This is a genomic window from Bacteroides xylanisolvens (genome assembly GCF_018289135.1).
In the GTDB taxonomy this organism is placed as follows: Bacteria; Bacteroidota; Bacteroidia; order Bacteroidales; family Bacteroidaceae; genus Bacteroides; species Bacteroides xylanisolvens.
The window spans coordinates 887,168-912,242 of the sequence record NZ_CP072216.1 but is presented as its reverse complement, the minus strand read 5'-3'; the positions used below and the strand labels follow the sequence as shown (position 1 = coordinate 912,242).

The window sequence follows — 25,075 nt, the reverse complement described above, 5'->3', positions numbered from 1 at the left end:
GCATATCCGTTCAGACATGTCTGAACGATATATTTAAAAGCTATTTCTACCTTCGCCTCGCGTTTTGAAAATTCAAGACGATAATCAAAAAATATAAATGTTATGACAAACGATTTCAGAATGTCTTATTTCATGCCTCCCATTGCTCCCATCAAAAATGAACTGGGGCGGATTGTTACTCCTGCAACACTTATTCCCTCCTGCGAAGTCTCCGTAGAACAAGTTTTTCAAATGATAACCTGCAACGAGAATCTCAAAATTCTGACCGAGCAAGTACGCAATTCCGGAGATATACGGACAGCAAAAGCATCACTATTGCCTTATGTGACTCCCTGTGGTACGTTCTCGCGTCGCAACAGCAAATGTTTCGTAGCTTCTTCACATCTGGTGGTGGTAGATATCGACCATCTCGATTCCTATCAGGAGGCAGTGGAAATGCGCAGTACATTGTTTAATGACCACCTTCTGCATCCTGTACTCACGTTTATCAGTCCCAGCGGACGGGGTGTGAAAGCATTCGTACCCTACGATCATTTACCCATTGCTAACGACACAAACAGTATCATCGAAAATATGAAACTGGCAATGATGTTCACTGTGTTGCTCTATGGTACTGAAACACCTCCTCCATTCGGAGAAAAACGCAAAGGGGTAGACTTTTCCGGTAAGGACATTGTTAGGTCTTGTTTTCTTAGTCATGATCCGGGAGCGTTGTTTAGAAACAACAAATAATTAGATATTAAAAACTATAAATTAAAATTATGGACGAAATTGAATCGTTATGCCGCCTCTGTGAGGCGGTTGAAACTGCAGGAGCGGATATTGCCCCTACGTATGCTGAATATGTACAACTGGCGTTCGCCATCGCAACGGATTGCGGAGAAGCGGGACGCGAGTTTTTCCATCGGTTGTGCCGGGTGTCTGCCAAGTACGAATGGGAACATGCCGAACGGATATTCTCTAACGCACTTACTACCCGGCATGGAGATGTCCATCTGGGCACTGCATTCCATCTTGCTGAAAGGGCGGGTGTGACTCTCTGCAAAGAGGAAATGATGAACCACCGGAAAAATGCAAAAAATGCAGGAAATGCACCGTCCAAAAATCTCACACACACGCACGTGTATAATAAGGTGGACAATGAAGAACCGGACGAATCCGAAGAGCTGCAGGACGGGAGTGACCCGAACCAACCATTGCCCTCTTTCACCGAAGCGGACTGGCCGAAAATCCTGTTGCTCATCATGAGTTATGCCACCAGCCCCACACAACGCGATGTCATGCTGCTCGGAGCATTGACCGCCATAGGTGCCAGCATGGAGCGATATGTGAGATGTCCATACGCCGGCAAACTCCAGTCTCCTTGCCTGCAAAGTTTTATTGTGGCTCCTTCCGCCTCGGGTAAGGGAATTCTTTCGTTCATCCGGCTGCTTGTAGAGCCTATTCATGACGAGATCCGCCAAAAAGTAGCGGAAGAGGTCAAGGCCTACAAAAAAGAGAAAGCCGCCTATGATACCATGGGAAAGGAGCGCTGCAAAGTGGAAGCTCCTCAAATGCCCAAGAATAAAATGTTTCTCATCTCGGGCAATAACACCGGAACAGGTATTCTGCAAAATATCATGGATGCCAACGGCACAGGACTTATCTGCGAAACCGAAGCGGATACCATCTCCGCTGCTATCGGTTCTGAATACGGACACTGGAGCGATACACTCCGCAAAGCATTCGACCACGATCGTCTGTCGTACAACCGGCGCACCGACCAGGAATACCGGGAGGTAAAGAAAAGCTATCTCTCCCTCCTGCTTTCCGGCACACCCGCACAAGTAAAACCACTCATTCCCTCGACAGAGAACGGTCTTTTCTCGCGCCAGCTGTTTTATTATATGCACGGCATATGGACATGGATCAACCAGTTTGAAAGTGGCGAAACCGATCTGGAAGCCATCTTCACAGGCATAGGCCTGGAATGGAAAAAGCAACTGGACCTGATGAAAGCACACGGGCTTCATACGCTCCGGCTCACTGATGAGCAAAAGCAAGAGTTCAATGCCCTCTTTGCCGATCTGTTTTTCCGCTCGGGACTTGCCAACGATAACGAAATGAGCAGTTCCATAGCCCGACTGGCTGTCAATACATGCCGTATCATGGCAGAAATAGCTATGATTCGTGCATTGGAATGCGACCAGCCTTATCAGTTCAAGGATTCTTCCTCCCCTCTGCTGACCCCTGACAAGGAGATTGCCGCCGATAATATCAAAGACGGCATTATCACCCGTTGGGATGTGACAATCACCGCTGAAGATTTCCATGCGGTGCTGGAGCTTGTAACTCCGCTCTATCGTCATGCCACACATATCTTGTCTTTTCTTCCTTCCACAGAGGTCAAACATAGAGCCAATGCCGACCGGGATGCACTTTTTGAAATGATGGGCAACCAGTTCACCCGCGCACAGTTGTTGGAGCAGGCTGAAAAGATGAAAATCAAACCTAACACTGCTCTTAGCTGGCTGAACCGTCTGATAAAAAAAGGATTGCTTATCAATACAGACGATAAAGGCGTTTATACGCGCACGCATGTGTGCGTGTGTTAGGGAACCCTCGGAAAAAGTGCATTTTTTGCATTTATATAACAACAGGACGTTTCATGAATCCTAAAGCGGCGCTTTAGAGGTGGTAAAGCATAGCTTTACGATTGCTAAAGCGGTGCTTTACTTTTCCGCTCTTCTAAGGTTCTCCCAAGGCATCTACAATCACTCTCACCTCCAACGGGGTGAATGAGCGGCGCTTTGATTCGTAACCTAAGTCGTACAGGCGTTGCAGAAGTCCGGGACATAAAGAGATCCATTTCTTCATCTTTCGATATGCAGCAATGTCAGTTAGTTCCGGAGAATAAAGTTGAGCCAGTTCCATGCGACCGTAGGCGCGTATTTTGAATTCGTTCATGATGAATAAGTTTCTGATTTACAATTACAAAAATAACAAAACATATTCACATATCCTACGTTTTTCCATTGAATAACCGACCGTTACTGCGCATAATTGACAACAATCGCGTGCAACTGTAGACTATTGATTTCTGCGGGTTTCAGGGTTGTATCTTTGTATCGTCGAAAGGGAAAAGAATCCCCCGGACACAATGTTTAACCCTTTAATTTATTGTTTTATGATTCGTTACAAAATTTATCAAAACCAACAGCAAAAAGGCCTGAATGCAGGCAAGTGGTTCGCCCGTGCGGTAAGCGACGAGACGTTTGATTTGGCTAAGCTTGCCGAACACATGTCAAAACACAATTCACCGTATTCCGGTGGTGTCATCAAAGGTGTGCTTTCCGACATGGTAGACTGCATCAAGGAACTGCTGCTCGACGGCAAATGTGTGAAAATCGACGACCTTGCCATCTTTGGTGTGGGCATCCGCAGTAAGGCAGCTGATACGCTGGAAGATTTCTCATTGGAGAAAAACATCACTGGTATGCGTCTGAAAGCCCGTGCTACCGGTAATTTGTCAACCACCAACCTGAAACTCGACAGCCAGTTGAAACAGCAGGCCGAATATCAGAAACCAACAACTGCCGGAGGAGGTTCTGATTCGGGTGATACCCCTGATCCGAAACCGGATGGTGGCGGTGAAGCGCCTGATCCGGCTGCTTAATCCTAAATCCTTTATTTTTAATCTTTAAAAAAGTAACATCATGAGTAATTCATCTTCTCCCCGCTCCGTATGGAGCTTCATCATCAAAGTGATTATCACCGTTGCCACCGCTATCGGAGGTCTGATCGGAGTACAGAGCTGTATGTAGCCTTATGCGTACCATCACTCTGATTATCATTCATTGCAGTGCCACGCCGGAAGGAAAGTCCCTTTCGGCGGAGGCTTGCCGTCAAGATCATATCCTTCACCGGAGATTCCGTGACATCGGCTATCATTTCTACATCACCCGGGATGGAGAAATCTACCAAGGCCGTCCTCTGGAAAAGGTCGGGGCACACTGCCGTGACCATAACACCCATTCGATAGGTATTTGTTACGAAGGAGGGCTGGATATGGCGGGACGTCCCAAAGACACGCGTACATTGGCACAACGGGCTTCTTTGCTCGGTCTGCTCCGCGAATTGAGGAAAATATTTCCTAAGACGTTGATTGTAGGCCATCATGATTTGAATCCGATAAAGGAGTGTCCGTGTTTTAATTGTACGGAGGAGTACCGGGAATTAGATGGTATTATCTAAGTATATTGACCAGCAAACTGGCAATAGATACCAGAATGGAAAATCCCGAAACCCACATCGTCGTACTTGTTCCGATGTCTGCGCTCTGCGCTTTGGTTTTATTAGGAGTGACATACAGGATGTCATTCTGTTGCAACTGATAGTAAGGAGATAATAACAAATCCGCGTCGTTCAGATTGAGTGTAACAAACTGTTTATGCCCATTCCTGTCTTCGCGGATTAGTTTTACATTATCACGAACACCATAAATAGTCAAATCTCCTGCCATGGCAAGGGCCTCGAGCACATTGATCTGCTCATTCACTACCGGATAAACACCGGGAGAGGCCACTTCGCCCAAAACGGAAATTTTAAAACCGGACATACGGACTACTACCGTAGGTCTTTCTTTCACGTAAGATTTCAGTCTATCCGTTATCAGGTTTTCAGCTTCACGACTTGTTAAACCGTTCAAAGGAAGTTTACCTAAAACCGGATAATTGATATTTCCCTGATCGTCCAATAGAAACGTACTGCCTTGCGCATTGAAAGGCTGCGAAACAACCGGATCGGAAGTGGAAACAAGAATGGAAACTTCATCACCCGGTATCAGTCTTGCGTCCTGAACAGGCGCAACTTGCGTATTCGCCTGTTTCAAAATCTCCGCATCCTGCAAGTAAGGTACTTTGGCTCAGTCTGAAACCTTGGGGGATTGCGTTAAAATTCTTATTTTTGCATCATGAAAACATCCTCTTCCCAAACGATTGATCCTGTTGCTTCTTTAAGCTTGTTCTTGCCTTCAGGAATCCTTGATTACTTTACCCTAGTCAATCATGTTTCTCAGGATACTTGCTTTATTCTTTATCTAGAGGAGAAAGCCACTATTCCTGCTGAGTACTCTGATCTCCATCTTCACTCAAAAGGTTTCCTCCCTGAGATTGAAGTTCAGGACTTCCCTATCCGTGGTAAAGCCGTTTATTTACGTATCAAGCGTCGTCGCTGGGAAGATCCATCCACTGGGCAGACATATAGTCGTGACTGGAGTTTGGTAGCCACCGGTACTCGCATAACCGCTGAGTTCGGTGCTTTTTTAAAAGAATTACTTAGATAATCACGCCGTTAGCTGCCAAAGTGTAGCTGAGCATTACTGTATGGATGGCAAACAGCTTCAAAGCCAATATAAAGACCACCTGAGTGACTTCCAGAATTGGGATCAGAGAGCACATGCCCAAGAGTATATCCTTTATCCAAAGAATATGGGTTATCACCTATGTATTGACGAAACGGCTTTAAGTAAGGGAGATCTTTATACCATCTTAATAAATAGAGATAAGCGAGGTAGGAAAGGTTCTATTATAGCTGTAATTCAGGGCACTAAAACCGATGATATCATTGCGGTACTTACAAAGATGCCACAGGAGCTGCGTAATCAGGTCAAAGAAATTACACTGGATATGGCCGGGAGCATGCAAAAGATTGCCAAAACGTGCTTTCCACGTGCCATGCAGGTGATTGATAGGTTTCATGTACAAAAACTTGTATACGAAGCTGTACAAGAGTTGCGCATTACATATAGATGGCAAGTGATAAAAGAGGAGAATAAAGCTATGAAAGCGGCAAAAGAGAAGGGGGAAGTATATAAAGCAGAAGAACTCGAAAACGGAGATACACTCAGGCAATTATTGGCCAGAAGCAGATATTTATTATTTAAATCACCTGATAAATGGACCAAGAGTCAGAAAATCAGGGCAGAATTACTTTTCAAGCAGTTTGAAGATATTAAGCACGTATATTACTACTCATTGGAGTTGGGAAAGATCTTTTCCACAAACTATGACAAGGATGTAGCAAGAGCAAAGCTGGCACTATGGTATAATAAGATTGAAGAATATGGATACGATACATTCACAACAGTAGCAAACTCTATTGAGAATCATTATGAAAGGATTCTGAACTTCTTTGTGAACAGGAGTACAAATGCAGCAGCGGAAGCATTTAATGCTAAAATCAAAGCATTTAGGGCATCATTTAGAGGAGTAGTGGATATGAGCTTCTTCCTTTTTAGGCTAGCAAAGGTATATGCATGAAGGGAATTGACTAAACTTAATCCCCCAAGAATTACAACTGAGCCGGTACTTTCTTATAGGACTGGCAAGCCGAGAGAAAGAAGAAAAAGAATATCAGTGCAAAAGCACCGGATAATTTCGTATTCATGTAAATGGTGGATAAATGATGACGGGATTAGTTTTTCTCGCAGACAGCCTCGACATAGCCAATAGGCATATTAACGCAAGCGCATCCCAGCATATTCAGCCGGACGGCAATCTTGCTTTTGCCATCGACATTGACCAGTTCACCAACCAGCCCGGTCAGAGGTCCTTTCACAACACGGACCTTCTCACCACGTGCCAAAGGAGAGCTGTTCATACAAATAGCTTCCTCGGAATAGTCGAGCATGAAACGGAAACGAGCCATCTGCTCATCTGGAATCACCGCCGGAGAGCTCTCACCACGCATCACCATATAACGGCTCACTGTAGAAAAACCCAGAACTTCTTTGCGTTCTTTCGGATTTACGTGCACAAACACCATCATTGGAAGAAGGACAGACTCAACTACCTTGCGCCGGTCACTCCACTGATGAATTTCTTGTTGGACAGGGACGAAATTCTCGATCCCCATTTTGTCTAAACGTTCGGCTACCTTCTTCTCGTGGTGCATACGAACCAGAGCAACATACCAGCGTTTAGAGTGTGCTACGCCTTCCCCTGTCCCATCGCTAGGCCCAGCACTAAGTGATTTTGGTTTTGTTAAAATCATGTTTTTTTACCCCATGTTATTCCGTTACTTCTTAGGTAACGGACAATACACACACAAGGCGCGCGTCTCTATAAAAATGGAAATCACATATAGGAATAGGGCACAAGAAAGGAACTGCCTAATACTCAACAGGAAAAATCCAGAGATTAGGCAATAAAAAGTTTAGAACATGAAAATAAAGTTATTTCATGTTCGGATAGTTTTTTTCCTATATTTCAGATAAAACGAAAAAAAGTGGAAGAATATTTGCTTACTATTTATGTTTTTGTCTATCTTTGCGTCAAATTTAAGTTCCGTTACCTAAGAAGTAACACACATACTTTAGTTCTGAATACTAATACTTTGCACTTTTCACCCTGCCTACACAACAGTTTTTAATGTAAGATAAATTCCCTTTATTTACCTCTGTACGTTCTTTAAGTCCAAAGCCTTTCAAATAGATTTGTGTGGTTTTTATAGATTTATGGCCCAATGATTCACTAATCATTTCAATAGGTACTCCCCGATACTTCGCTGTCGTTGCCCAAGAATGGCGAAGTGTATAGGAAGTGACGGGAGATTGCAAATGCAAAGCTCTTGCCAAGTCCTTCAAACAATTATTGAATTGGCGAAGAGCGGACTGATATTCCCGGTACCCTCTTTCATCCAGACGTTTTTGATCGCCGCTAAGGATGTCAAACAGATAATCCGGACAATCGGGTTGTGCATCTTCCCTATTGCGAAGCTGGTTAATCATTTCCCTGGCTGTATCAAGTACTTCCACACTCATCGGGGTTTTAGTTTTGATACGGTTGTATCGCAACACATTCTGATCGAGTGCCGATTTCTCCAGGTGGGCTAAATCTGCGAACGACATTCCGCAAAACTGGAACATCAGGGCAGCAATAGCCTGTGTACGACGCAAACGCTCCGACTTGGGGTCCTCATACAGAAGCTTATACAATTCGACAGCAGGCAGGGCCTTCTTCTGGCGAACATCGACACCGGTATAAACATCATGAAACAATCGCGGCACGTATGGCGCAATGCCCGCTTCTACTCCCCGGTTATAAATACTACGAAGCATACGCATATACGTAGAGATCGTATTGGGCTTCAAGCCACACTTGTAAAGATACTGCCCGTAGCGTCGTAAACTTTCCCGGGTGACTTGTCTGAACGACACATTGAGCGTGCCGCAAAACTTGCTGAAAGAGAAGAGAGCATTCTTGTAGACATGCGCCGTAGAATAGCGTCCCTCCTTTCGCAAACGGCCGATGTAGAACTCTGCACATCGGCTAAATCCATTTTTGTTCCTCATTACATCATTAGTTATTTTGTATATTATACCATTTGGCAAGCGGCAAAAGAACGAAAAACTTTCTAATTCTTTCCTATTTCAAACGAAAATCTTATCTTTGCACACAAGGAAGGTATACTATTACATAAATTGAATTTAGCAAGCTGGTTAAGAAATTAACAGATCGGCTTGATGTCTTCTTCGGAAGACTATAGGTTTTATCATTTGCCGTAGTCGCAGACCGCTCTGCGTGCTCGTTTATACATAAAGAATTTTTTTAGTATACTTTCCTTATTTTAATGACAGAGCAAGAGATTAAGATACGTCAGCAAGTAACCCGGTCTTTTCAAGAAATAAAGACTGTTGCGGATTTGACTAAACTAATGAATGAGGTTTGGTCATTCTTATGTAAAGGTACACATAAAAGAATTCCACTAAAAGACGTGACTTACTTTAGTAACTATAAATTAGCTAAAGATGCATATTACAAGTTTTTAATTCCTAAAAAGAACGGAAAAACGCGTGAGATACAAGCACCTGTAAAAGACTTAAAACGTCTGCAAATATGTCTGAACTTTATCCTGTCCAGTCTTTATCACCCTCATCCTGCCGCTAAGGGGTTTATTTTGGGACAAAACATAAGTGACGCAGCAAAACCACACGTAAGAATGCCTTATGTTTTTCATTTAGATTTAAAAGACTTTTTTACTTCTATTTCTCTTTATCGGGTAAAGGCTTGTCTATCATTACCTCCATTCAATCTGAATGGAGATAAAGAAAGGATAGCTTATTGTATAGCCAATATATGTTGTACTAATGACGGCAGCAGAACCTTCTTACCTCAAGGCGCACCGACTTCTCCCATTTTGTCCAACATTGTAAGCCTGCGTCTGGATCGAAAGCTTACCGGACTTGCCAAAAGATTCAGTGCTAGATATACACGCTATGCAGATGATATAACTTTCTCATCCTATCAGGACATCGCAAACAACACAGAGTTCCAGCAAGAACTAGTCAGGATCATTTCGGGACAGAACTTTCAAATTCAGCCTTCCAAAACCAGAGCAGAAGGCAGAGGATACAGGCAAACTGTTTGCGGCTTAACAATCAATGAGAAGGTCAATGTCTCAAAATCGTATGTCAAAGAGATTCGGTTATATTTATATCTATGGGAACGGTATGGATATGAACGCGCGCAGATGTATCTCGCTTCAGATATAAAGAAAACGAAAGGCAACCATTCCGACATACCTCAATTATCCCATTATTTAAATGGAAAAATCCAATATATGCAGATGATAAAAGGAAACAGTGATGCTACTTATAAAACATTGCGAAACAAATTTATCTACTTATATATTCCTCAATGGAAAGAATGGAAAAAGAATATACTCGACTTCTGTGATGCGGTACAAAACTCTAAATTAAGTATAGAAGAGCTAAATAAATGGTATAAAACAATTAGTACAAATATCAATATACATCTATTAAAAGACACCCCCCTCTATACTTCACTTACCAAAGCTCTGTCTTGTTTAACTTTAAAAGCATCTGACATTCCCACACAGACTGTCTTTAAGGAACCAATACACAATGCCACACTACTACCATCCTTTTTATATGAGAATTTCAGCAAAAACGATCCGCTCAAATTTATCACTCATATCTGGGACGGAAATGCGGACAATTGCAAATTTGAAGGGTATGAGGATTTTATCCGAAAGGAACAAATTGCATTTAAAGAGATAACCGGACGTTTTAAAACAATAGATAAAAATCTTTTTTATTGTTTTTACGGTTTTCTACATAATCCCCTCAACAACAGAGGATGGGGGCAATATAAAATAAAATCCGGATGGAGTTCTTCATGGCTAAAAGCATGGTGTTCTGAACATCCGGAGCGTTCTCCTTTCGATTGTCCGATTCCGGAAAATAAACGCGAAATAGCAAATAATGTAAAATTGAACTATTTCAGCGATATCGTAGAGCTATTTAAATCTGAATTTCAGCTCAGACCGGAAACACGCCAACTAAAGAAACTTCTACGAGAACTAGTCAGGCAATATTTAAATTTCGATTTTCATGTTACGTTTGAACTAACAGATGTCAAATTATATACAAACGTATATATGATACGTAATATTCTATCTGACATACTACATGATATGGCACAAAGGAAGCAGTTTCCCGACATTCTCGTTAGAGTTGAAGACCTTGGTTCTGATTATGTAGATATCCTACTTTGTCAAAAGGATTCGGATTATTATGCCACTCACCTACAACTGATCCAGGAAACTGAATCTGGAGATTTTTGTGAATTGAAAAGAAAAATGGCAAACTTATGCGACTGGTATGTGGAAACACAATGTAAAGATGGAGCATTCCGCATCAATTATTTAAATAGTATTCAGCCTGATCGGACAATAGCGGAACCTTTGCTTTCAGATGGAGTAAAGGGATTCACTCACCGAATCCGTATATATAAACATTATGCTTATGAAAATCCTAATTATAGATGAAAAGAAAACACGGCGGGAAGAGCTTGCTTCAATAAATGAGGAAGTAAACAACACACTGAAGAACTGCGACCAGCTTCACATCCTGACAGGGAATGAATGTAATACTTTTATTGAAGGAGTTCGTTCCAACAACAAAACATTTAATATGGCAGAATATGCAATTATTTGTTGCCATCACACATTTGTAGAAAAAATAGAGGAGCAGTTAAAAGAGATATGCCGGAAAAACAGTATTCCACTCATTTTCTTTTCCGGACGTTATTCCTACTCCTACATGAGTGATAATGTATTGCAACTGAGCGTCGACAAATTTTACACACAGGCATTGCCATGCATAGTGCAAGATATAAAAGCAGAAAATCCGCTGATACTTGAAAAAATAGAATTCGGAGAAGATTATGAAGTTGCCATATTAATGAATACAAGAAATAAATTGATAGAATGGCTTGAATCCGAAGACGACACGCGGACATATTCCGAACTTGATTTAGACAGCTATGTATTAGAATTAGCCGACAATGCTTCGCTAACCGAATGTGTGCATGAAGATAAAGAGTACAATCCGACTCTATTGCGCGAACAGATTAATAGTATATCCTCACTTATAAAACAAAAAATATGAAACCGGCCTTGATTTACTATGAAGAAAATGTATTTTCGCAACTTGATTATTTTCAAAACATCCGTTTAGCCACTTCCGGACGCACTGTTGATGAAAGATTTTACCTGACATTCAATGACTTATCAGAAAGCTACAAAAAGGAAGGAGTCACAGCCATTTTTATTATGAACACATTATCTGATAATGCTATAGAATTGCAAGGACTTCAGATGGCACACTATATACGTATTATAACCAGAGGTGAAGGAGTAGGAAAGCTACCCATTTTCTTAATTGGTTCAGAAAATATCACTGAATTATTACGTCTTTCAGATTATTCCTCCATTCTACAGACTCCGGCGGTGGAACTTTTATCTTACTCTAAAGAAAAAGTGAAAAATGTCATTGACAATATTCAGAGCTATAAACATCTGGAAAATTATGAAGCATATCTAGAAAAAACTCATATACCTCAACCTAACAACTATCTTTCCCATCATTCTATAACGAGCGAATGGTCTTTATACCAATGGTCTACATGTCTGAATATCAAACCAGCGATAGCAAATCATATTGAAAGGAATTTATATTACAGGTATGTTATATCGCAACACCCCGAATCTGACGTTAAAGTTACGATTGATTATCCTCCGTATTCATCAGAGTCAGGGTCGGAAAAAAAGCGCATTCTCATTATTGATGATGAAGCAGATAAAGGATGGGGTGAACTTTACAAGGCATTATTTTCTCACTACTCCAACATTGAAGTAAACACCCTGAAAGGCTTTGATTATGCATCCGACACCAAAGCGACCTTACTCCAGAAAGTAAAGGAAGCGATTGAAGAAAGGCCGTTTGAACCGTATCATTTAGTATTACTTGACATCCGGCTACTGCAAGATGACTTTAAAAAGAAAACAGACTTCTCCAGCTTTGATGTTATCAATGTGCTACAAACACTTGATAAGGGAATCCAAATTATCATCGTGACAGCCTCCAATAAGGCGTGGAACCTGCAATATGCTTTAAACAGAAATGTATTTGCTTACATCACTAAAGAATCTATTTTTGATAAAAGTTGTTCTAAAGAAAAACTGGAAGAGTTATTAAAACAGTCTGTTGACGCAATCTCTAAAAGTCGTTTTCTCAAGCAAGTGGCAAAAAATGAAAAACAGATTTTGGACAGATTAAACGATAAAACAAGCACAATAAGTGTTCCTATTAGAGAAAGGATGCTTTATAATATAAAGGAACAAATAGAAATAGCTTGGGTAATGTTGACGAATTATCGTTTCGATGAAAGGTATTTACGGTATGCTTACTTGTCATATTATCAGATACTAGAACTTTTCGCAGAAACAAGTACTGGAATGTATATCAAAATCAAGAATAAAAAGGATATTTATTGCGAAGACACAAAAGGAAAGGATATTAATTGTTCTGAACAGCTAAAAATGATATATGACAATATATGGAATGGCAACTTGATCCAACAAACACAAGGTAGTCGTACAGAAAAAGAGTTAGAATTGGGATCATATGCACGAATTGGATCATGGATGTTCGCCCGTACCACAAACCGGCATTTCATGACATTATTGGAATTAAACTCTACAAGAAACAACAATACCCATGGAGGAAGTAGCACTCCCAATATTGATTTAGAAAAAAGACTTCTAAAAATGATGGCTCTCATCATCGATTTCATGGACAATGCATAGTATTCTGCACATTTTCTTGCCTATATTTTACCACTTTACCGAATAATAAGGGACATCCTTCAGAAGAATGCCCCTTCATTTTTTATGTTTTTCTCGTTTTATACGTATGTTTCCAGCAATTTCACATTTCCTCCTTCGGGAGTGATAGTGACATCTTGCGTGGTAGCAGGCAACAGGATAGATTCTCCTGCACTAACAGTCAGTTCATTACCTTCATTGTCTCTCATCTTGCATGATCCTTCCATACAGATAAAAATCACGAATGAATCGAGTTCGGAATAGTCGCAACTGATTTCTTCAGTCATGTCATACAGAGAAGTCGTGAAGTAAGTGCAGGCAACCAGTTCTACCGGTTCGTCCTTCAACGGTTCGTATTTAGTACGATAGTCATCCAATACTTCGTAGTTGATGGCTTCACGGGCTAAATCGGTGTGAAGTTCGCGGGTTTTACCATTCGCATCTTTACGGTTGAAATCGTAGATACGATAAGTTATATCAGAAGTTTGCTGAATCTCGGCGATGAAAGAACCTGCCCCGATGCTGTGCACACGTCCGGCAGGAAGGAAGAATACATCACCCGGATGAATTTCATATTCCTGCAATACGTCGGTAATCGTATTGTTCAACACGCGTTCTTTATATTCTTTCGGGGTAATCTGTTCAGAGAATCCTGAACGCAATTTAGCTCCTTTGTCGGCATCTACCACATACCACATCTCGGTTTTTCCCATCGAATTGTGGCGTTTCTTCGCCAACTCATCTGTTGGGTGTACCTGGATTGACAAATCCTGTTTGGCGTCGATGAACTTAATGAGCAGTGGGAATTTATTGCCGAAACGGGCATAATTCGCTTCACCAACCAGTTCCTCACGATACTTTCTTACCATATCGGCCAAGGTTAAACCTTTATCCGGGCCATTAGCCACTACGGATTCATTGTTCTCAACACCGGAAATCTCCCAGCTTTCTCCTACTCCTTTCAAGTCTGAATTCAAATGCTTGAACGGAATAATTTTGTCGCCCCCCCAAAGCGTCTGCTTCAGAATAGGTTCGAATTTTAATGGATACATTTTTGTTTTTCTTGTTATAAACTTAGATTAAATTCGCTCGGATTGTTACAATCCGGGAACAAACATACAAAAAATAGTTCAGTTTTTAAGAAAAGGAGGATGAAAATTCATTTAAGAAATCATCTTTTGTCCTTGCATCCAAAGAAGATGAAGTAATAAAGCTAAACTTTCCTAAAGCACCTGTCATATTTAGTCGGAATAATTTGTGAGTAAGAAAGAATTTCCCTTTATTTGCAGGAAATTTTTAATAATACCAGACATGAATAACACATTCCCAACAGAAGGGAATCTATCAGGGCTCAGCCGGAAAGATTTCCAAAAGGATATAAATGATAAGAAAACTGATTTATTTATCCTCAAAAACACAAAGGGAATGGAAGTAGCTGTAACCAATTACGGATGCGCCATTCTTTCTATCATGGTACCGGACAAAAACGGTAAGTATGCTAATGTAATCCTCGGACACGACAGCATCGACCACGTCATCAACAGCCCGGAACCTTTCCTAAGCACTACTATCGGACGCTACGGCAACCGTATCGCGAAAGGAAAATTCACCTTGTTCGGCGAAGAACATGAACTCACGATTAACAACGGACCTAACTCTCTACATGGTGGACCTACCGGTTTCCACGCCCGTGTTTGGGATGCTGTCCAGATTGATGAGAGCACAGTGCAATTCAACTATGTTTCTGCTGACGGCGAAGAGGGATTCCCCGGCAATCTGGAAGTGGAAATGACTTACCGCCTGGAAAATGAAGTAAATGCACTGACTATCGAATACCGCGCTACCACCGACAAAGCTACAGTCGTTAACTTGACTAACCACGGTTTCTTCAACCTCGCCGGTATTTCCAACCCTACTCCTACCGTTAACAACCACATCGTTACGATCAACGCTGATTTCTATACGCCTATCGACGAAGTTTCTATCCCTACCGGTGAAATTGCCAAAGTAGAAGGTACTCCGATGGATTTCCGTGCTCCGCACACTGTAGGCGAACGTATCGACGACAAATTCCAGCAACTGATTTTCGGTGCAGGATATGACCACTGTTATGTACTGAACAAGATGGAAAGCGGTTCGCTCGACCTGGCTGCCACTTGCAAGGACCCGGAAAGCGGACGTATCATGGAAGTATATACCACCGAAGCGGGGGTACAACTCTATACGGGCAACTGGCTCAACGGATTTGAAGGTGCACACGGAGCTACATTCCCTGCCAGAAGCGCTATCTGCTTTGAAGCACAGTGTTTCCCGGATACTCCGAACAAACCTCATTTCCCATCGGCTACCTTGCTGCCGGGTGATGAATACCAACAGATCACTGTCTACAAATTTACGGTAGAAGAATAAGATTTGAAAAATAACTAACCTAATTTTATAAACTAACATTTTTTTTGAACCATGACACAAGAAAAAAAGAACGGTAATCTCGTCGCAATTATCACGATGTTCTTCATCTTTGCGATGATCTCTTTCGTAACAAACCTCGCTGCTCCATTCGGAACAATCTGGAGAAATGAATATGCGGGTTCGAACACTTTAGGTATGATGGGAAATATGATGAACTTCCTGGCTTACCTGTTTATGGGAATTCCTGCCGGTAACATGCTCGTTAAGATCGGTTACAAGAAGACTGCTTTGATTGCAATGGCAGTAGGTTTCCTCGGTTTGTTCACACAGTATCTTTCCAGCTTATTCGGAGCAGGTGCTGAAGTATTCGCATTCGGTGAGTATGTTATCAAATTAAACTTTGTAATCTATCTGCTTGGTGCATTCATCTGCGGTTTCTGCGTTTGTATGCTTAACACAGTGGTAAACCCGATGTTGAACCTTCTCGGTGGCGGTGGTAACAAAGGTAACCAGTTGATTCAGACTGGTGGAGCTCTTAATTCTTTGTCTGGTACATTGACTCCGCTTTTCGTAGGTGCTTTGATCGGTACTGTTACTTCAAGTACTGCTATGTCTGACGTTGCTCCTCTGCTCTTCGTTGCTATGGGTGTATTCGTTGCTGCATTTATCGTTATCTCATTTGTTGCTATTCCTGAACCACACCTTCAGAAAGGTGGAGTGAAGAAAGAAAAATTCTCTCACAGTCCATGGAGCTTCCGTCACACTTTACTGGGTGTAATCGGTATCTTTATTTATGTAGGTATTGAAATTGGTATCCCGGGTACACTGAACTTCTATCTTGCCGATTCAAGCGATAAAGGTGCCGGTATCATGATGAACGGTGCTGCTATCGGTGGTGCTATCGCTGCTATCTATTGGTTGCTGATGCTTGTGGGACGTACTGCAAGTAGTGCTATCAGTGGTAAGGTTTCCAGCCGTGCACAGTTGATCGCTGTTTCTGCTACTGCTATCATTTTCGTATTGATCGCTATCTTCACTCCGAAAGATGTAACGGTTTCAATGCCGGGTTATACTGTAGGTGAAGGCTTTATGATGGCACAGGTTCCTGTAAGTGCCTTGTTCCTTGTACTTTGCGGTCTTTGTACTTCTGTAATGTGGGGTGGTATCTTCAACCTTGCAGTAGAAGGCTTAGGAAAATATACAGCACAGGCTTCCGGTATCTTTATGATGATGGTTGTTGGTGGTGGTGTATTGCCGTTGATCCAACAAAGTATCTCTGACTCTGTAGGTTATATGGCTAGCTACTGGTTGATTATCGCTGCTCTGGCTTACCTGTTGTTCTACGGCTTGGTAGGTTGCAAGAATGTAAATAAGGATATTCCTGTGGAATAATCACATAGAATAGAATTCAATTTATTCACCTTTAAAATATAAATATCATGGATACAGAATACGTAAGAAGTCGATTCATTAAACACTTTGACGGAACTACTGGATTTTTATATGCTTCTCCGGGCCGTATCAACCTGATCGGTGAACACACTGACTACAACGGTGGATTCGTTTTTCCGGGAGCGGTAGACAAAGGGATGATTGCTGAAATCAAACCTAACGGTACTGACAAAGTAAAGGCTTACTCTATCGACTTGAAGGATTATGTAGAATTTGGTTTGAATGAAGAAGATGCTCCACGCGCCAGCTGGGCAAGATATATTTTCGGTGTATGCCGTGAAATGATTAAACGTGGCGTTGATGTGAAGGGATTCAATACTGCTTTCGCAGGTGATGTGCCTCTGGGTGCAGGTATGTCTTCTTCTGCCGCTTTGGAAAGTACGTATGCTTTCGCACTGAACGAACTGTTCGGTGAAAACAAAATAGATAAATTTGAATTGGCTAAAGTTGGCCAGGCTACAGAACATAATTACTGTGGTGTGAACTGCGGTATTATGGACCAGTTTGCTTCCGTATTCGGTAAAGCTGGTAGCTTGATCCGTCTGGATTGCCGTTCACTGGAGTATCAGTATTTCCCATTCCATCCGGAAGGTTATCGTCTGGTTCTGATGGATTCAGTTGTGAAACACGAATTGGCTTCTTCTGCTTATAACAAGCGTCGCCAAAGCTGTGAAGCTGCTGTTGCCGCTATCCAGAAAAAACATCCGCACGTAGAATTCCTGCGCGACTGTACAATGGCTATGCTAGAAGAAGCGAAAGCTGATATCAGCGCTGAAGACTATATGCGTGCAGAATATGTAATCGAAGAAATCCAACGTGTACTCGATGTTTGCGAGGCATTGGAAAAGGATGATTACGAAACTGTAGGTAAGAAGATGTACGAAACTCATCACGGCATGAGCAAGTTGTACGAAGTAAGCTGCGAAGAACTCGACTTCCTGAATGACTGCGCTAAAGAGTACGGTGTAACCGGTTCACGCGTTATGGGTGGCGGCTTCGGTGGTTGTACTATCAACCTTGTTAAGGATGAGTTGTACGATAACTTCGTTGAAAAAACAAAAGCTGCTTTCAAAGCTAAATTCGGCAGAAGCCCGAAAGTGTATGACGTAGTAATCGGTGACGGTTCTCGTAGACTGGAATAAGAATTTATTCGTTATTAAATAATTAAGAAGGGCGGCTTCCGTGATGGGAGCCGCCCTTACTTTTTACAATTAACAAAAATCTAAAATCTATTAATCTAATAACATCTAATTAGTTCTACTTATTTCTTCGTAAATTTATATACTGCAAACGTAGTGGGTTCCAATTCGGTAGTAAACACATTGCCTTCAATAGATACCGGAGTTTCCTGCGGAACGATGGCAAAAGGTTGTTCAAGTGTATTATCCTTATCCAAATCAAGCGAACGAAGTTTGATACAACGACCATTAGACAGTACATCTTGTTTCTTCAATCCTTCAAAATTCAAGGAAATCGGTTGAGCTGTGGCGGAGGTATTGGCAACCTTTACAATCAGTTCATTCTTATCCTTATCGTAAACAGCACTGGCAAAGAGTCCGTTCTGCCCTTCGGCTCCCGTTACATTTTTCTTATTCATGGTAAGGGGAAGCACATTTGTTCCTTTATTCTGCGCATACAGTTGTTGTACATAATAGCTAGTGGTACGCACAGAGTTCAGGTTATCGAACCAAATCATATCAGGACGCCATTGCCATCCTTCCACATGAGCGAAAAGCGGAGCATAGGTAGCCATGTGAACGATGTCAGCATTACGTTCCAATCCGGTCATAAAAGCAGCCTCTAGCAAAGCAGCATGGTAATGATTCCATTTCTTTCCTTTTCCATGGCAGGCATATTCACCGGCAAATACTTTCGGACCTTTACGGTCGTAGTTGTCATAGCGGGCGCCTTGAGCCAGAAACCAGCTTTCAGGACGATAGAAATGTTCGTCCACCAAATCAACTTTCAGACGTTTCATTTCAGGCCACAGATAATCAAAATCTTTTCCTTCGGAATTCGGACCGGAGCTACCTACTATTTTGATTTCCGGGTGAGCTTTACGAATGGCTTTGATAAACGGTTCGAGACGTTCGGGATATTCTTTCCCCCATTGTTCGTTACCGATACCGATAAACTTCAGGTTAAACGGAGCAGGATGTCCCATATCGGCACGTACTTTTCCCCACGTAGTATTCACGTCTCCATTAGCAAACTCAATCAGGTCGAGTGCATCCTGAATATAGTTATCCAAATCACAAACTGCTACGTGAGCTTTCGGATCATTATTCTGATATTGGCAGGAAAGTCCGCAATTCAGAATCGGCAGAGGTGCCGCACCCATTTCTTCAGACAGCAGGAAATATTCGTAGAATCCCAATCCATAGCTTTGATAATAATCAGGGAAGAATCGGTGAGTAAAAGTATACTGCCAACGATTTTCATTTAAGGGACGGTTCTCTACCGGGCCAACTGATTTTTTCCAGTCGTAACGAGTCTCCAGGTCGGTACCTTCTACGATACAACCACCGGGAAAGCGGAAGACTCCGGGATGAATATCCGCCAATGCTTGTGCCAAATCTTTACGAAGCCCATTTTCATGTCCTTTCCAGGTATCAACCGGAAAAAGGGAGACGTGCTCCAAATCTACTGTTCCTTTGGAGGTAAGGAAAATACGGAGTACGGATTTCGGATGAGTACTGCCGGGCTTCAAGATCATCTGGTATTTTTTCCAGTCCTTAGAATCAATCGTAAGATTCCCTGCAACAAGTGCCTGACGTTCGCCCATTGATTGGGTATCTACAAGTTCGATTCTCAATGTTTCTTTCGTACTTCCTTGCGGCAAACGCGCCCAAACAGAGAAACGATACTCCTCTCCCTTCTTGACACCGATGCCGAAGAAACCTTCGTTATCCAATCCGGTATGCTTATGTGCGTGTCCGGGGTCGGAAAGGCGCACATAATGCGGATTACGCTCAAAAGGACCATCGTTCATTAATGACACTTTTCCATACGTTTTCCATCCCATCAGGTGTTGTGGAAACTCAAAGGAACGATTCTTCACCAGTTCGGCATAAAGTCCGCCGTCGGCAGCGTAGTTGATGTCCTCAAAAAAGAGTCCATACATAGTAGGTTGGATTTCTGCACCCAGCTTCTTCGTCTGTATCACCAACTCATTGGTTTGCGCATGAAGGGCAAGGTTAGTAGACAAGGCTAATACTGCCAATAAATTTGCGTATCTTCTCATGGTTCTCAATAAAAAAATTATATATAGTTAAAATGCAAAGATAATCAGATTCTCTATTTTCTCCGTACCCAAATTTATCATTAATAGGTGTTTATCGGTCAAAAAGGATCAAATTCCATTCATTTGCACAATTTTCCATCCGCATCTGATATTTATAATACGAAACCAGATTAAAAAGCACCTATTTGCACGCTCTATTATATGAAAAACAAACGGATGGAAAGCGTACATTTATATATAATAAGGTGTATGGAAAATCATAAAATACACCATTTATGCTGCACAACATATAAGAGTGTATTTGATACACCAAACAAAAGTGTTACTTTTACACCCAAAATAAGATAAATATCTCATTTACATTAAAAATAAAACCATGAAAAAACATTTTCTACTTGCAGGATTTGCCGCGCTGATGCTGGTTGCGTGCAATAACAAGCCGGCTTCCGAACTGACCTTGTCCGGTCTTGACCCGGTAAAATTTCAAACAGAAGTGAACAATGCCAAAACAGCTCTTTATACCTTAAAGAACAAGGCAGGCATGGAAGTATGCATCACTAACTTCGGAGGACGTATCGTGTCTGTCATGGTACCCGACAAGAACGGTAAGATGCAAGATGTAGTTTTAGGTTTTGACAGCATTGCTGACTATATTAATGTACCCAGCGACTTCGGTGCTTCTATCGGACGCTATGCAAACCGTATCAACCAAGGACGTTTCGCATTGGACGGTGACACGATCCAACTGCCGCAAAACAATTTCGGCCACTGCCTGCACGGAGGCCCGAAAGGTTGGCAATACAAAGTTTATGAAGCTAATCTGATTGATCCGACAACGCTGGAACTGACACTTGTCTCACCGGACGGAGACGAAAGATTCCCGGGTAATGTGACAGCTAAAGTGACTTACAAACTGACTGAAGACAACGCTATCGACATCAAATATAGCGCAACTACCGATAAAAAGACGATCATCAATATGACCAACCACTCTTACTTCAACCTGGCTGGTGATCCGTCAAAAGCTTCAACCGACAATATATTGTATGTAAACGCAGACTATTATACTCCGGTAGACAGTACCTTTATGACTACAGGCGAAATCGCTCCTGTGAAAGACACTCCGATGGACTTCACCACTCCGAAAGCTATAGGCAAAGAAATCGACAACTACGATTTCGTTCAACTGAAGAACGGAAAAGGATATGACCACAACTGGGTACTCAACACAAAGGGAGATCTTTCGCAAGTTGCCGCAAAACTCACTTCACCTGAAAGCGGTATCACTCTGGAAGTATATACCAACGAACCGGGTGTACAGGTTTACACAGGAAACTTCCTCGACGGAACTGTAACCGGAAAGAAAGGCATCGTTTACAACCAACGTGCTTCTGTGTGTCTGGAGACACAACATTATCCTGACAGTCCTAACAAGGCAGACTGGCCTTCTGTTGTACTGGAACCGGGACAAACTTATAATAGTGAATGTATTTTCAAATTCTCTGTAGAGAAATAATATTAACTCATAAATCATATTTATTGTGGAAGCATTAGATTGGCTAGTAATCGGAGTCTTTTTTCTGGCTCTGATCGGTATTATTGTTTGGGTAGTCAGACAAAAACAAAATGACTCGGCAGATTATTTCTTGGGCGGACGCGACGCAACATGGCTTGCGATCGGTGCCTCTATTTTCGCATCCAACATCGGTTCGGAACACTTGATCGGACTGGCAGGAGCCGGTGCATCCAGTGGTATGGCTATGGCGCACTGGGAAATTCAGGGATGGATGATCTTGATTCTGGGATGGGTGTTTGTACCCTTCTACACACGAAGCATGGTATATACAATGCCGGAATTTCTGGAACGCCGCTATAATCCTCAATCACGTACCATCCTGTCGGTCATCTCTTTGGTGAGTTATGTGTTAACCAAAGTAGCTGTGACTGTATATGCCGGTGGTCTTGTATTCCAACAAGTATTCGGTATCAAAGAGCTTTGGGGAATTGATTTCTTCTGGATTGCAGCTATCGGTCTGGTAGTGTTAACTGCACTTTATACGATCTTCGGTGGTATGAAATCAGTTCTTTACACTTCTGTTCTTCAAACCCCTATCCTACTGCTAGGATCATTAATAATTCTGGTACTCGGCTTCAAAGAATTAGGTGGATGGGACGAAATGATGAGAGTCTGTGGAGCTGTTACCGTAAATGATTATGGTGATACGATGACTAACCTGATCCGTAGCAATGATGATGCAAACTTCCCTTGGTTGGGCGCTTTGATCGGTTCGGCTATTATCGGTTTCTGGTACTGGTGTACCGACCAGTTCATCGTACAACGTGTACTTTCAGGTAAAAATGAAATGGAAGCTCGTCGTGGTACTATTTTCGGTGCTTATCTGAAATTGTTGCCTGTATTCCTTTTCTTGATTCCTGGTATGATCGCATTTGCATTACATCAAAAATATATCGGTGCCGGTGGCGAAGGTTTCTTGCCGACGCTGGCCAACGGAACAGCAAATGCCGATGCCGCTTTCCCGACATTAGTAGCCAAATTACTTCCTGCCGGTGTGAAAGGTCTGGTAGTATGTGGTATTCTTGCCGCCTTGATGAGTTCTCTTGCATCTCTGTTTAACTCGTCAGCCATGTTGTTTACTATCGACTTCTACAAACGTTTCAGACCGGAAACTCCGGAGAAGAAACTGGTAGGTATCGGTCAGGTTGCAACGGTTGTAATCGTTATTTTAGGTATTCTCTGGATTCCTATCATGCGTAGTGTAGGCGATGTACTTTATACTTATTTGCAGGACGTTCAATCCGTACTGGCGCCAGGTATCGCTGCTGCTTTCTTACTGGGTATCTGTTGGAAACGTACTTCCGCCCAGGGTGGTATGTGGGGATTGATTGCTGGTATGGTAATCGGTTTAACTCGCCTCGGTGCAAAAGTATATTACAGCAATGCGGGCGAAGTAGCAGATTCTACATTCAAATATTTGTTCTATGATATGAACTGGTTATTCTTCTGTGGATGGATGTTCTTGTTCTGCATTATTGTAGTAATCGTAGTCAGCCTGGCAACCAAAGCGCCGACTGCAGAAAAGATTCAGGGACTGGTATTCGGTACGGCTACCAAAGAACAAAAAGCTGCTACACGTGCAAGCTGGAATCACTGGGATATTATTCATACTGTAATTATCCTGGCTATTACAGGTGCTTTCTACTGGTATTTCTGGTAAAAAATAAGCCCTTCCTTCAACCTTCTCTTTGGGAAAGGTTGAAGGAATCTAAAAATAGTCTTGCCAACGGAAAGACTGGTTTATTATAACTAAAATCACAATCTAAATGGATAAAGATAATTCACAAGAGTCAATGATAAGCTCAAACTCCCTCTCTTTTGGAAAGAACCGGGGGGAGGCTTATTATAGCTCGAATCCCACCTTTTATGTCGGCATCGACTGTATCATCTTTGGTTTCAACGAAGGGGAAATCAGCTTGCTATTGTTAAAGAGAAACTTCGAGCCGGCAATGGGTGAATGGTCACTGATGGGAGGATTTGTGCAAAACGATGAAAGTGTGGATGATGCCGCCAAACGTGTATTGCATGAGCTTACCGGACTGGAAAACGTTTACATGGAACAGGTAGGAACTTTCGGAGCAATCGACCGCGATCCGGGTGAACGGGTTATCTCCGTGGCTTACTATGCATTGATTAACATCAATGAGTATGACCGAAAACTGGTTCAGAAGCACAATGCTTACTGGGTGAATATGAACGAACTTCCCCCGCTTATCTTCGACCATCCTGAAATGGTAGAAAAAGCACGGGAACTGATGAAACAGAAAGCATCCGTAGAACCTATCGGATTCAATCTGCTTCCGAAACTCTTTACATTATCCCAATTACAAAGTTTATATGAGGCCATTTACGGTGAAACAATGGATAAACGGAATTTCCGTAAAAGAGTGGCTGAAATGGATTATATAGAAAAGACTGATAAAATTGATAAACTGGGTTCCAAACGGGGGGCTGCCTTGTATAAGTTCAACGGCAAGGCTTACCGCAAAGACCCGAAATTTAAAATATAATCATTATGCTGGAAGAACTAAAAGAAAAAGTATTTCATGCCAATCTTGAATTGGTAAAGCATGGATTAGTCATCTTTACCTGGGGCAATGTCTCTGCCATCGACCGTAAAAGCGGATTGGTAGTAATCAAACCCAGTGGCGTAAGTTATGATGATATGAAAGCCGAAGATATGGTAGTAGTGGATTTGGATGGCAAGGTCGTTGAAGGACGACTGAAGCCATCCTCGGATACTCCTACTCACGTAGTACTTTACAAAGCATTTCCGGAGATTGGCGGAGTGGTACACACCCACTCTACTTATGCGACTGCCTGGGCACAGGCGGGATGCGACATTCCGAACATCGGAACGACTCACGCGGATTATTTCCATGACGCCATTCCCTGCACGGCAGATATGACGGAAGCGGAAGTGAAAGGCGCTTACGAACTGGAAACCGGTAATGTGATAGTGAAACGTTTTGAAGGATTGAATCCTGTACATACACCGGGAGTATTGGTGAAGAATCACGGTCCTTTCTCTTGGGGAAAAGATGCGCACGATGCTGTACACAACGCCGTGGTAATGGAACAGGTAGCCAAAATGGCAAGTATCGCTTATGCGGTAAACCCGAATTTAACAATGAACCCGCTGCTGGTAGAAAAACATTTCAGCCGCAAGCATGGTCCGAATGCTTATTATGGACAGTAACAATAAAAAAAACAGATATTAAAAA

The 25,075-nt window shown here is 42.2% G+C and carries 22 protein-coding genes and 1 pseudogene; 17 read left to right on the top strand and 6 right to left on the bottom strand.

Going from position 1 to position 25,075, the window contains the following annotated elements; all coding sequences use genetic code 11:
- Positions 1-102 precede the first annotated feature (102 nt).
- The gene (locus INE92_RS03940) at positions 103-732 is read left to right on the top strand and encodes a BT4734/BF3469 family protein (RefSeq protein WP_120080411.1); all 630 of its coding nucleotides are present in this window, start codon (positions 103-105) and stop codon (positions 730-732) included.
- A gap of 29 nt (positions 733-761) precedes the next feature.
- Entirely contained in the window at positions 762-2,594 is a 1,833-nt protein-coding gene (locus tag INE92_RS03935; RefSeq protein WP_120080409.1) for a DUF3987 domain-containing protein, read from the top strand.
- A 133-nt stretch (positions 2,595-2,727) separates the two neighbouring features.
- Here the strand turns inward: INE92_RS03935 and INE92_RS03930 are convergent, their stop codons facing one another.
- Complete coding sequence (locus tag INE92_RS03930; protein ID WP_004297475.1) at positions 2,728-2,946, bottom strand: DUF4248 domain-containing protein; 219 nt, start codon at positions 2,944-2,946, stop codon at positions 2,728-2,730.
- A gap of 220 nt (positions 2,947-3,166) precedes the next feature.
- Here INE92_RS03930 and INE92_RS03925 point away from each other — a divergent pair, with 220 nt between their 5' ends.
- Genes INE92_RS03925 through INE92_RS03915 form a run of 3 tightly spaced genes read left to right on the top strand, consistent with a single transcriptional unit; the run spans position 3,167 to position 4,233 of the window.
- Positions 3,167-3,655, top strand: coding sequence for an HU family DNA-binding protein (locus INE92_RS03925; RefSeq protein ID WP_004307288.1), 489 nt, complete (start codon positions 3,167-3,169; stop codon positions 3,653-3,655).
- Positions 3,656-3,695: 40 nt separating this feature from the next.
- The gene (locus tag INE92_RS03920; protein WP_004297473.1) at positions 3,696-3,803 is read left to right on the top strand and encodes a smalltalk protein; all 108 of its coding nucleotides are present in this window, start codon (positions 3,696-3,698) and stop codon (positions 3,801-3,803) included.
- A 4-nt stretch (positions 3,804-3,807) separates the two neighbouring features.
- Positions 3,808-4,233, top strand: a complete 426-nt coding sequence (locus INE92_RS03915) for an N-acetylmuramoyl-L-alanine amidase (protein WP_004307289.1) — start codon at positions 3,808-3,810, stop codon at positions 4,231-4,233.
- Here the strand turns inward: INE92_RS03915 and INE92_RS03910 are convergent.
- Positions 4,226-4,900: pseudogene (locus INE92_RS03910) on the bottom strand (polysaccharide biosynthesis/export family protein); the annotation flags it as partial. The gene INE92_RS03915 and the pseudogene INE92_RS03910 overlap by 8 nt on opposite strands.
- Positions 4,901-4,951: 51 nt before the next feature.
- On the opposite strand from INE92_RS03910, the gene INE92_RS03905 reads away from it, so the two are divergent.
- Together INE92_RS03905 and INE92_RS03900 are read left to right on the top strand one after the other, a co-directional pair.
- Positions 4,952-5,323, top strand: coding sequence for an ISAon1 family transposase N-terminal region protein (locus tag INE92_RS03905; protein ID WP_008640050.1), 372 nt, complete (start codon positions 4,952-4,954; stop codon positions 5,321-5,323).
- 40 nt (positions 5,324-5,363) lie between these two features.
- Positions 5,364-6,299: an ISAon1 family transposase gene (locus INE92_RS03900; RefSeq protein WP_008025715.1), complete on the top strand. Its 936-nt coding sequence runs from the start codon at positions 5,364-5,366 to the stop codon at positions 6,297-6,299.
- A gap of 154 nt (positions 6,300-6,453) precedes the next feature.
- Here the strand turns inward: INE92_RS03900 and INE92_RS03895 are convergent, their stop codons facing one another.
- On the bottom strand, positions 6,454-7,032 hold the full coding sequence (locus INE92_RS03895; protein WP_004307291.1) for a UpxY family transcription antiterminator: 579 nt from the start codon (positions 7,030-7,032) through the stop codon (positions 6,454-6,456).
- Positions 7,033-7,366: 334 nt separating this feature from the next.
- Positions 7,367-8,332 (bottom strand): tyrosine-type DNA invertase cluster 3b, encoded by a 966-nt coding sequence (locus tag INE92_RS03890; protein WP_195436405.1) that lies wholly within the window; start codon positions 8,330-8,332, stop codon positions 7,367-7,369.
- Positions 8,333-8,610: 278 nt separating this feature from the next.
- Here INE92_RS03890 and INE92_RS03885 point away from each other — a divergent pair, with 278 nt between their 5' ends.
- The 3 genes from INE92_RS03885 to INE92_RS03875 are packed head-to-tail and all read left to right on the top strand — an operon-like array spanning position 8,611 to position 13,152.
- Positions 8,611-10,830 (top strand): reverse transcriptase family protein, encoded by a 2,220-nt coding sequence (locus INE92_RS03885; protein WP_118024020.1) that lies wholly within the window; start codon positions 8,611-8,613, stop codon positions 10,828-10,830.
- A complete protein-coding gene (locus INE92_RS03880) occupies positions 10,808-11,452 on the top strand; it encodes a hypothetical protein (RefSeq protein WP_117515079.1) in 645 nt (214 codons plus the stop codon). The genes INE92_RS03885 and INE92_RS03880 overlap by 23 nt, the downstream gene beginning before the upstream one ends.
- Positions 11,449-13,152 (top strand): response regulator, encoded by a 1,704-nt coding sequence (locus tag INE92_RS03875; RefSeq protein ID WP_195436406.1) that lies wholly within the window; start codon positions 11,449-11,451, stop codon positions 13,150-13,152. The genes INE92_RS03880 and INE92_RS03875 overlap by 4 nt, the downstream gene beginning before the upstream one ends.
- A gap of 98 nt (positions 13,153-13,250) precedes the next feature.
- Here INE92_RS03875 and INE92_RS03870 read toward each other — a convergent pair whose 3' ends face one another.
- Entirely contained in the window at positions 13,251-14,222 is a 972-nt protein-coding gene (locus tag INE92_RS03870; protein WP_117515077.1) for a type I phosphomannose isomerase catalytic subunit, read from the bottom strand.
- 259 nt (positions 14,223-14,481) lie between these two features.
- On the opposite strand from INE92_RS03870, the gene INE92_RS03865 reads away from it, so the two are divergent.
- Genes INE92_RS03865 through galK form a run of 3 tightly spaced genes read left to right on the top strand, consistent with a single transcriptional unit; the run spans position 14,482 to position 18,173 of the window.
- A complete protein-coding gene (locus tag INE92_RS03865; protein WP_004307294.1) occupies positions 14,482-15,579 on the top strand; it encodes an aldose epimerase family protein in 1,098 nt (365 codons plus the stop codon).
- Between the two features lie 51 nt (positions 15,580-15,630).
- Positions 15,631-16,971 (top strand): MFS transporter, encoded by a 1,341-nt coding sequence (locus INE92_RS03860; RefSeq protein WP_004309167.1) that lies wholly within the window; start codon positions 15,631-15,633, stop codon positions 16,969-16,971.
- A gap of 47 nt (positions 16,972-17,018) precedes the next feature.
- Positions 17,019-18,173, top strand: a complete 1,155-nt coding sequence (gene galK / locus INE92_RS03855) for a galactokinase (protein ID WP_004297463.1) — start codon at positions 17,019-17,021, stop codon at positions 18,171-18,173.
- 119 nt (positions 18,174-18,292) lie between these two features.
- Here the strand turns inward: galK and INE92_RS03850 are convergent, their stop codons facing one another.
- Positions 18,293-20,275, bottom strand: a complete 1,983-nt coding sequence (locus INE92_RS03850) for an alpha-L-arabinofuranosidase C-terminal domain-containing protein (protein WP_008648244.1) — start codon at positions 20,273-20,275, stop codon at positions 18,293-18,295.
- 376 nt (positions 20,276-20,651) lie between these two features.
- Here INE92_RS03850 and INE92_RS03845 point away from each other — a divergent pair, with 376 nt between their 5' ends.
- The 4 genes from INE92_RS03845 to INE92_RS03830 all read left to right on the top strand — a co-directional run bounded on the left by INE92_RS03845 (position 20,652) and on the right by INE92_RS03830 (position 25,050).
- Positions 20,652-21,791, top strand: a complete 1,140-nt coding sequence (locus tag INE92_RS03845) for an aldose epimerase family protein (RefSeq protein ID WP_149944754.1) — start codon at positions 20,652-20,654, stop codon at positions 21,789-21,791.
- Between the two features lie 25 nt (positions 21,792-21,816).
- Complete coding sequence (locus tag INE92_RS03840; protein WP_149944755.1) at positions 21,817-23,511, top strand: sodium:solute symporter; 1,695 nt, start codon at positions 21,817-21,819, stop codon at positions 23,509-23,511.
- A gap of 133 nt (positions 23,512-23,644) precedes the next feature.
- Complete coding sequence (locus tag INE92_RS03835) at positions 23,645-24,361, top strand: NUDIX hydrolase (RefSeq protein WP_195436412.1); 717 nt, start codon at positions 23,645-23,647, stop codon at positions 24,359-24,361.
- 5 nt (positions 24,362-24,366) lie between these two features.
- Entirely contained in the window at positions 24,367-25,050 is a 684-nt protein-coding gene (locus INE92_RS03830) for an L-ribulose-5-phosphate 4-epimerase (RefSeq protein WP_149944756.1), read from the top strand.
- The last annotated feature ends 25 nt before the right edge of the window (positions 25,051-25,075 follow it).

Excerpts from the sequence above, each read along its gene's own strand:
- INE92_RS03920 (WP_004297473.1), top strand. The coding sequence starts at position 3,696 with ATGAGTAATTCATCTTCTCCCCGCTCCGTATGGAGCTTCATCATCAAA.
- INE92_RS03915 (WP_004307289.1), top strand. The coding sequence starts at position 3,808 with ATGCGTACCATCACTCTGATTATCATTCATTGCAGTGCCACGCCGGAA.
- INE92_RS03935 (WP_120080409.1), top strand. The coding sequence starts at position 762 with ATGGACGAAATTGAATCGTTATGCCGCCTCTGTGAGGCGGTTGAAACT.
- galK (WP_004297463.1), top strand. The coding sequence starts at position 17,019 with ATGGATACAGAATACGTAAGAAGTCGATTCATTAAACACTTTGACGGA.
- INE92_RS03900 (WP_008025715.1), top strand. The coding sequence starts at position 5,364 with ATGGATGGCAAACAGCTTCAAAGCCAATATAAAGACCACCTGAGTGAC.
- INE92_RS03870 (WP_117515077.1), bottom strand. The coding sequence starts at position 14,222 with ATGTATCCATTAAAATTCGAACCTATTCTGAAGCAGACGCTTTGGGGG.
- INE92_RS03830 (WP_149944756.1), top strand. The coding sequence starts at position 24,367 with ATGCTGGAAGAACTAAAAGAAAAAGTATTTCATGCCAATCTTGAATTG.
- INE92_RS03860 (WP_004309167.1), top strand. The coding sequence starts at position 15,631 with ATGACACAAGAAAAAAAGAACGGTAATCTCGTCGCAATTATCACGATG.
- INE92_RS03890 (WP_195436405.1), bottom strand. The coding sequence starts at position 8,332 with ATGAGGAACAAAAATGGATTTAGCCGATGTGCAGAGTTCTACATCGGC.
- INE92_RS03925 (WP_004307288.1), top strand. The coding sequence starts at position 3,167 with ATGATTCGTTACAAAATTTATCAAAACCAACAGCAAAAAGGCCTGAAT.
- INE92_RS03850 (WP_008648244.1), bottom strand. The coding sequence starts at position 20,275 with ATGAGAAGATACGCAAATTTATTGGCAGTATTAGCCTTGTCTACTAAC.
- INE92_RS03895 (WP_004307291.1), bottom strand. The coding sequence starts at position 7,032 with ATGATTTTAACAAAACCAAAATCACTTAGTGCTGGGCCTAGCGATGGG.
- INE92_RS03875 (WP_195436406.1), top strand. The coding sequence starts at position 11,449 with ATGAAACCGGCCTTGATTTACTATGAAGAAAATGTATTTTCGCAACTT.
- INE92_RS03930 (WP_004297475.1), bottom strand. The coding sequence starts at position 2,946 with ATGAACGAATTCAAAATACGCGCCTACGGTCGCATGGAACTGGCTCAA.
- INE92_RS03865 (WP_004307294.1), top strand. The coding sequence starts at position 14,482 with ATGAATAACACATTCCCAACAGAAGGGAATCTATCAGGGCTCAGCCGG.
- INE92_RS03880 (WP_117515079.1), top strand. The coding sequence starts at position 10,808 with ATGAAAATCCTAATTATAGATGAAAAGAAAACACGGCGGGAAGAGCTT.
- INE92_RS03835 (WP_195436412.1), top strand. The coding sequence starts at position 23,645 with ATGATAAGCTCAAACTCCCTCTCTTTTGGAAAGAACCGGGGGGAGGCT.
- INE92_RS03940 (WP_120080411.1), top strand. The coding sequence starts at position 103 with ATGACAAACGATTTCAGAATGTCTTATTTCATGCCTCCCATTGCTCCC.
- INE92_RS03845 (WP_149944754.1), top strand. The coding sequence starts at position 20,652 with ATGAAAAAACATTTTCTACTTGCAGGATTTGCCGCGCTGATGCTGGTT.
- INE92_RS03885 (WP_118024020.1), top strand. The coding sequence starts at position 8,611 with ATGACAGAGCAAGAGATTAAGATACGTCAGCAAGTAACCCGGTCTTTT.
- INE92_RS03905 (WP_008640050.1), top strand. The coding sequence starts at position 4,952 with ATGAAAACATCCTCTTCCCAAACGATTGATCCTGTTGCTTCTTTAAGC.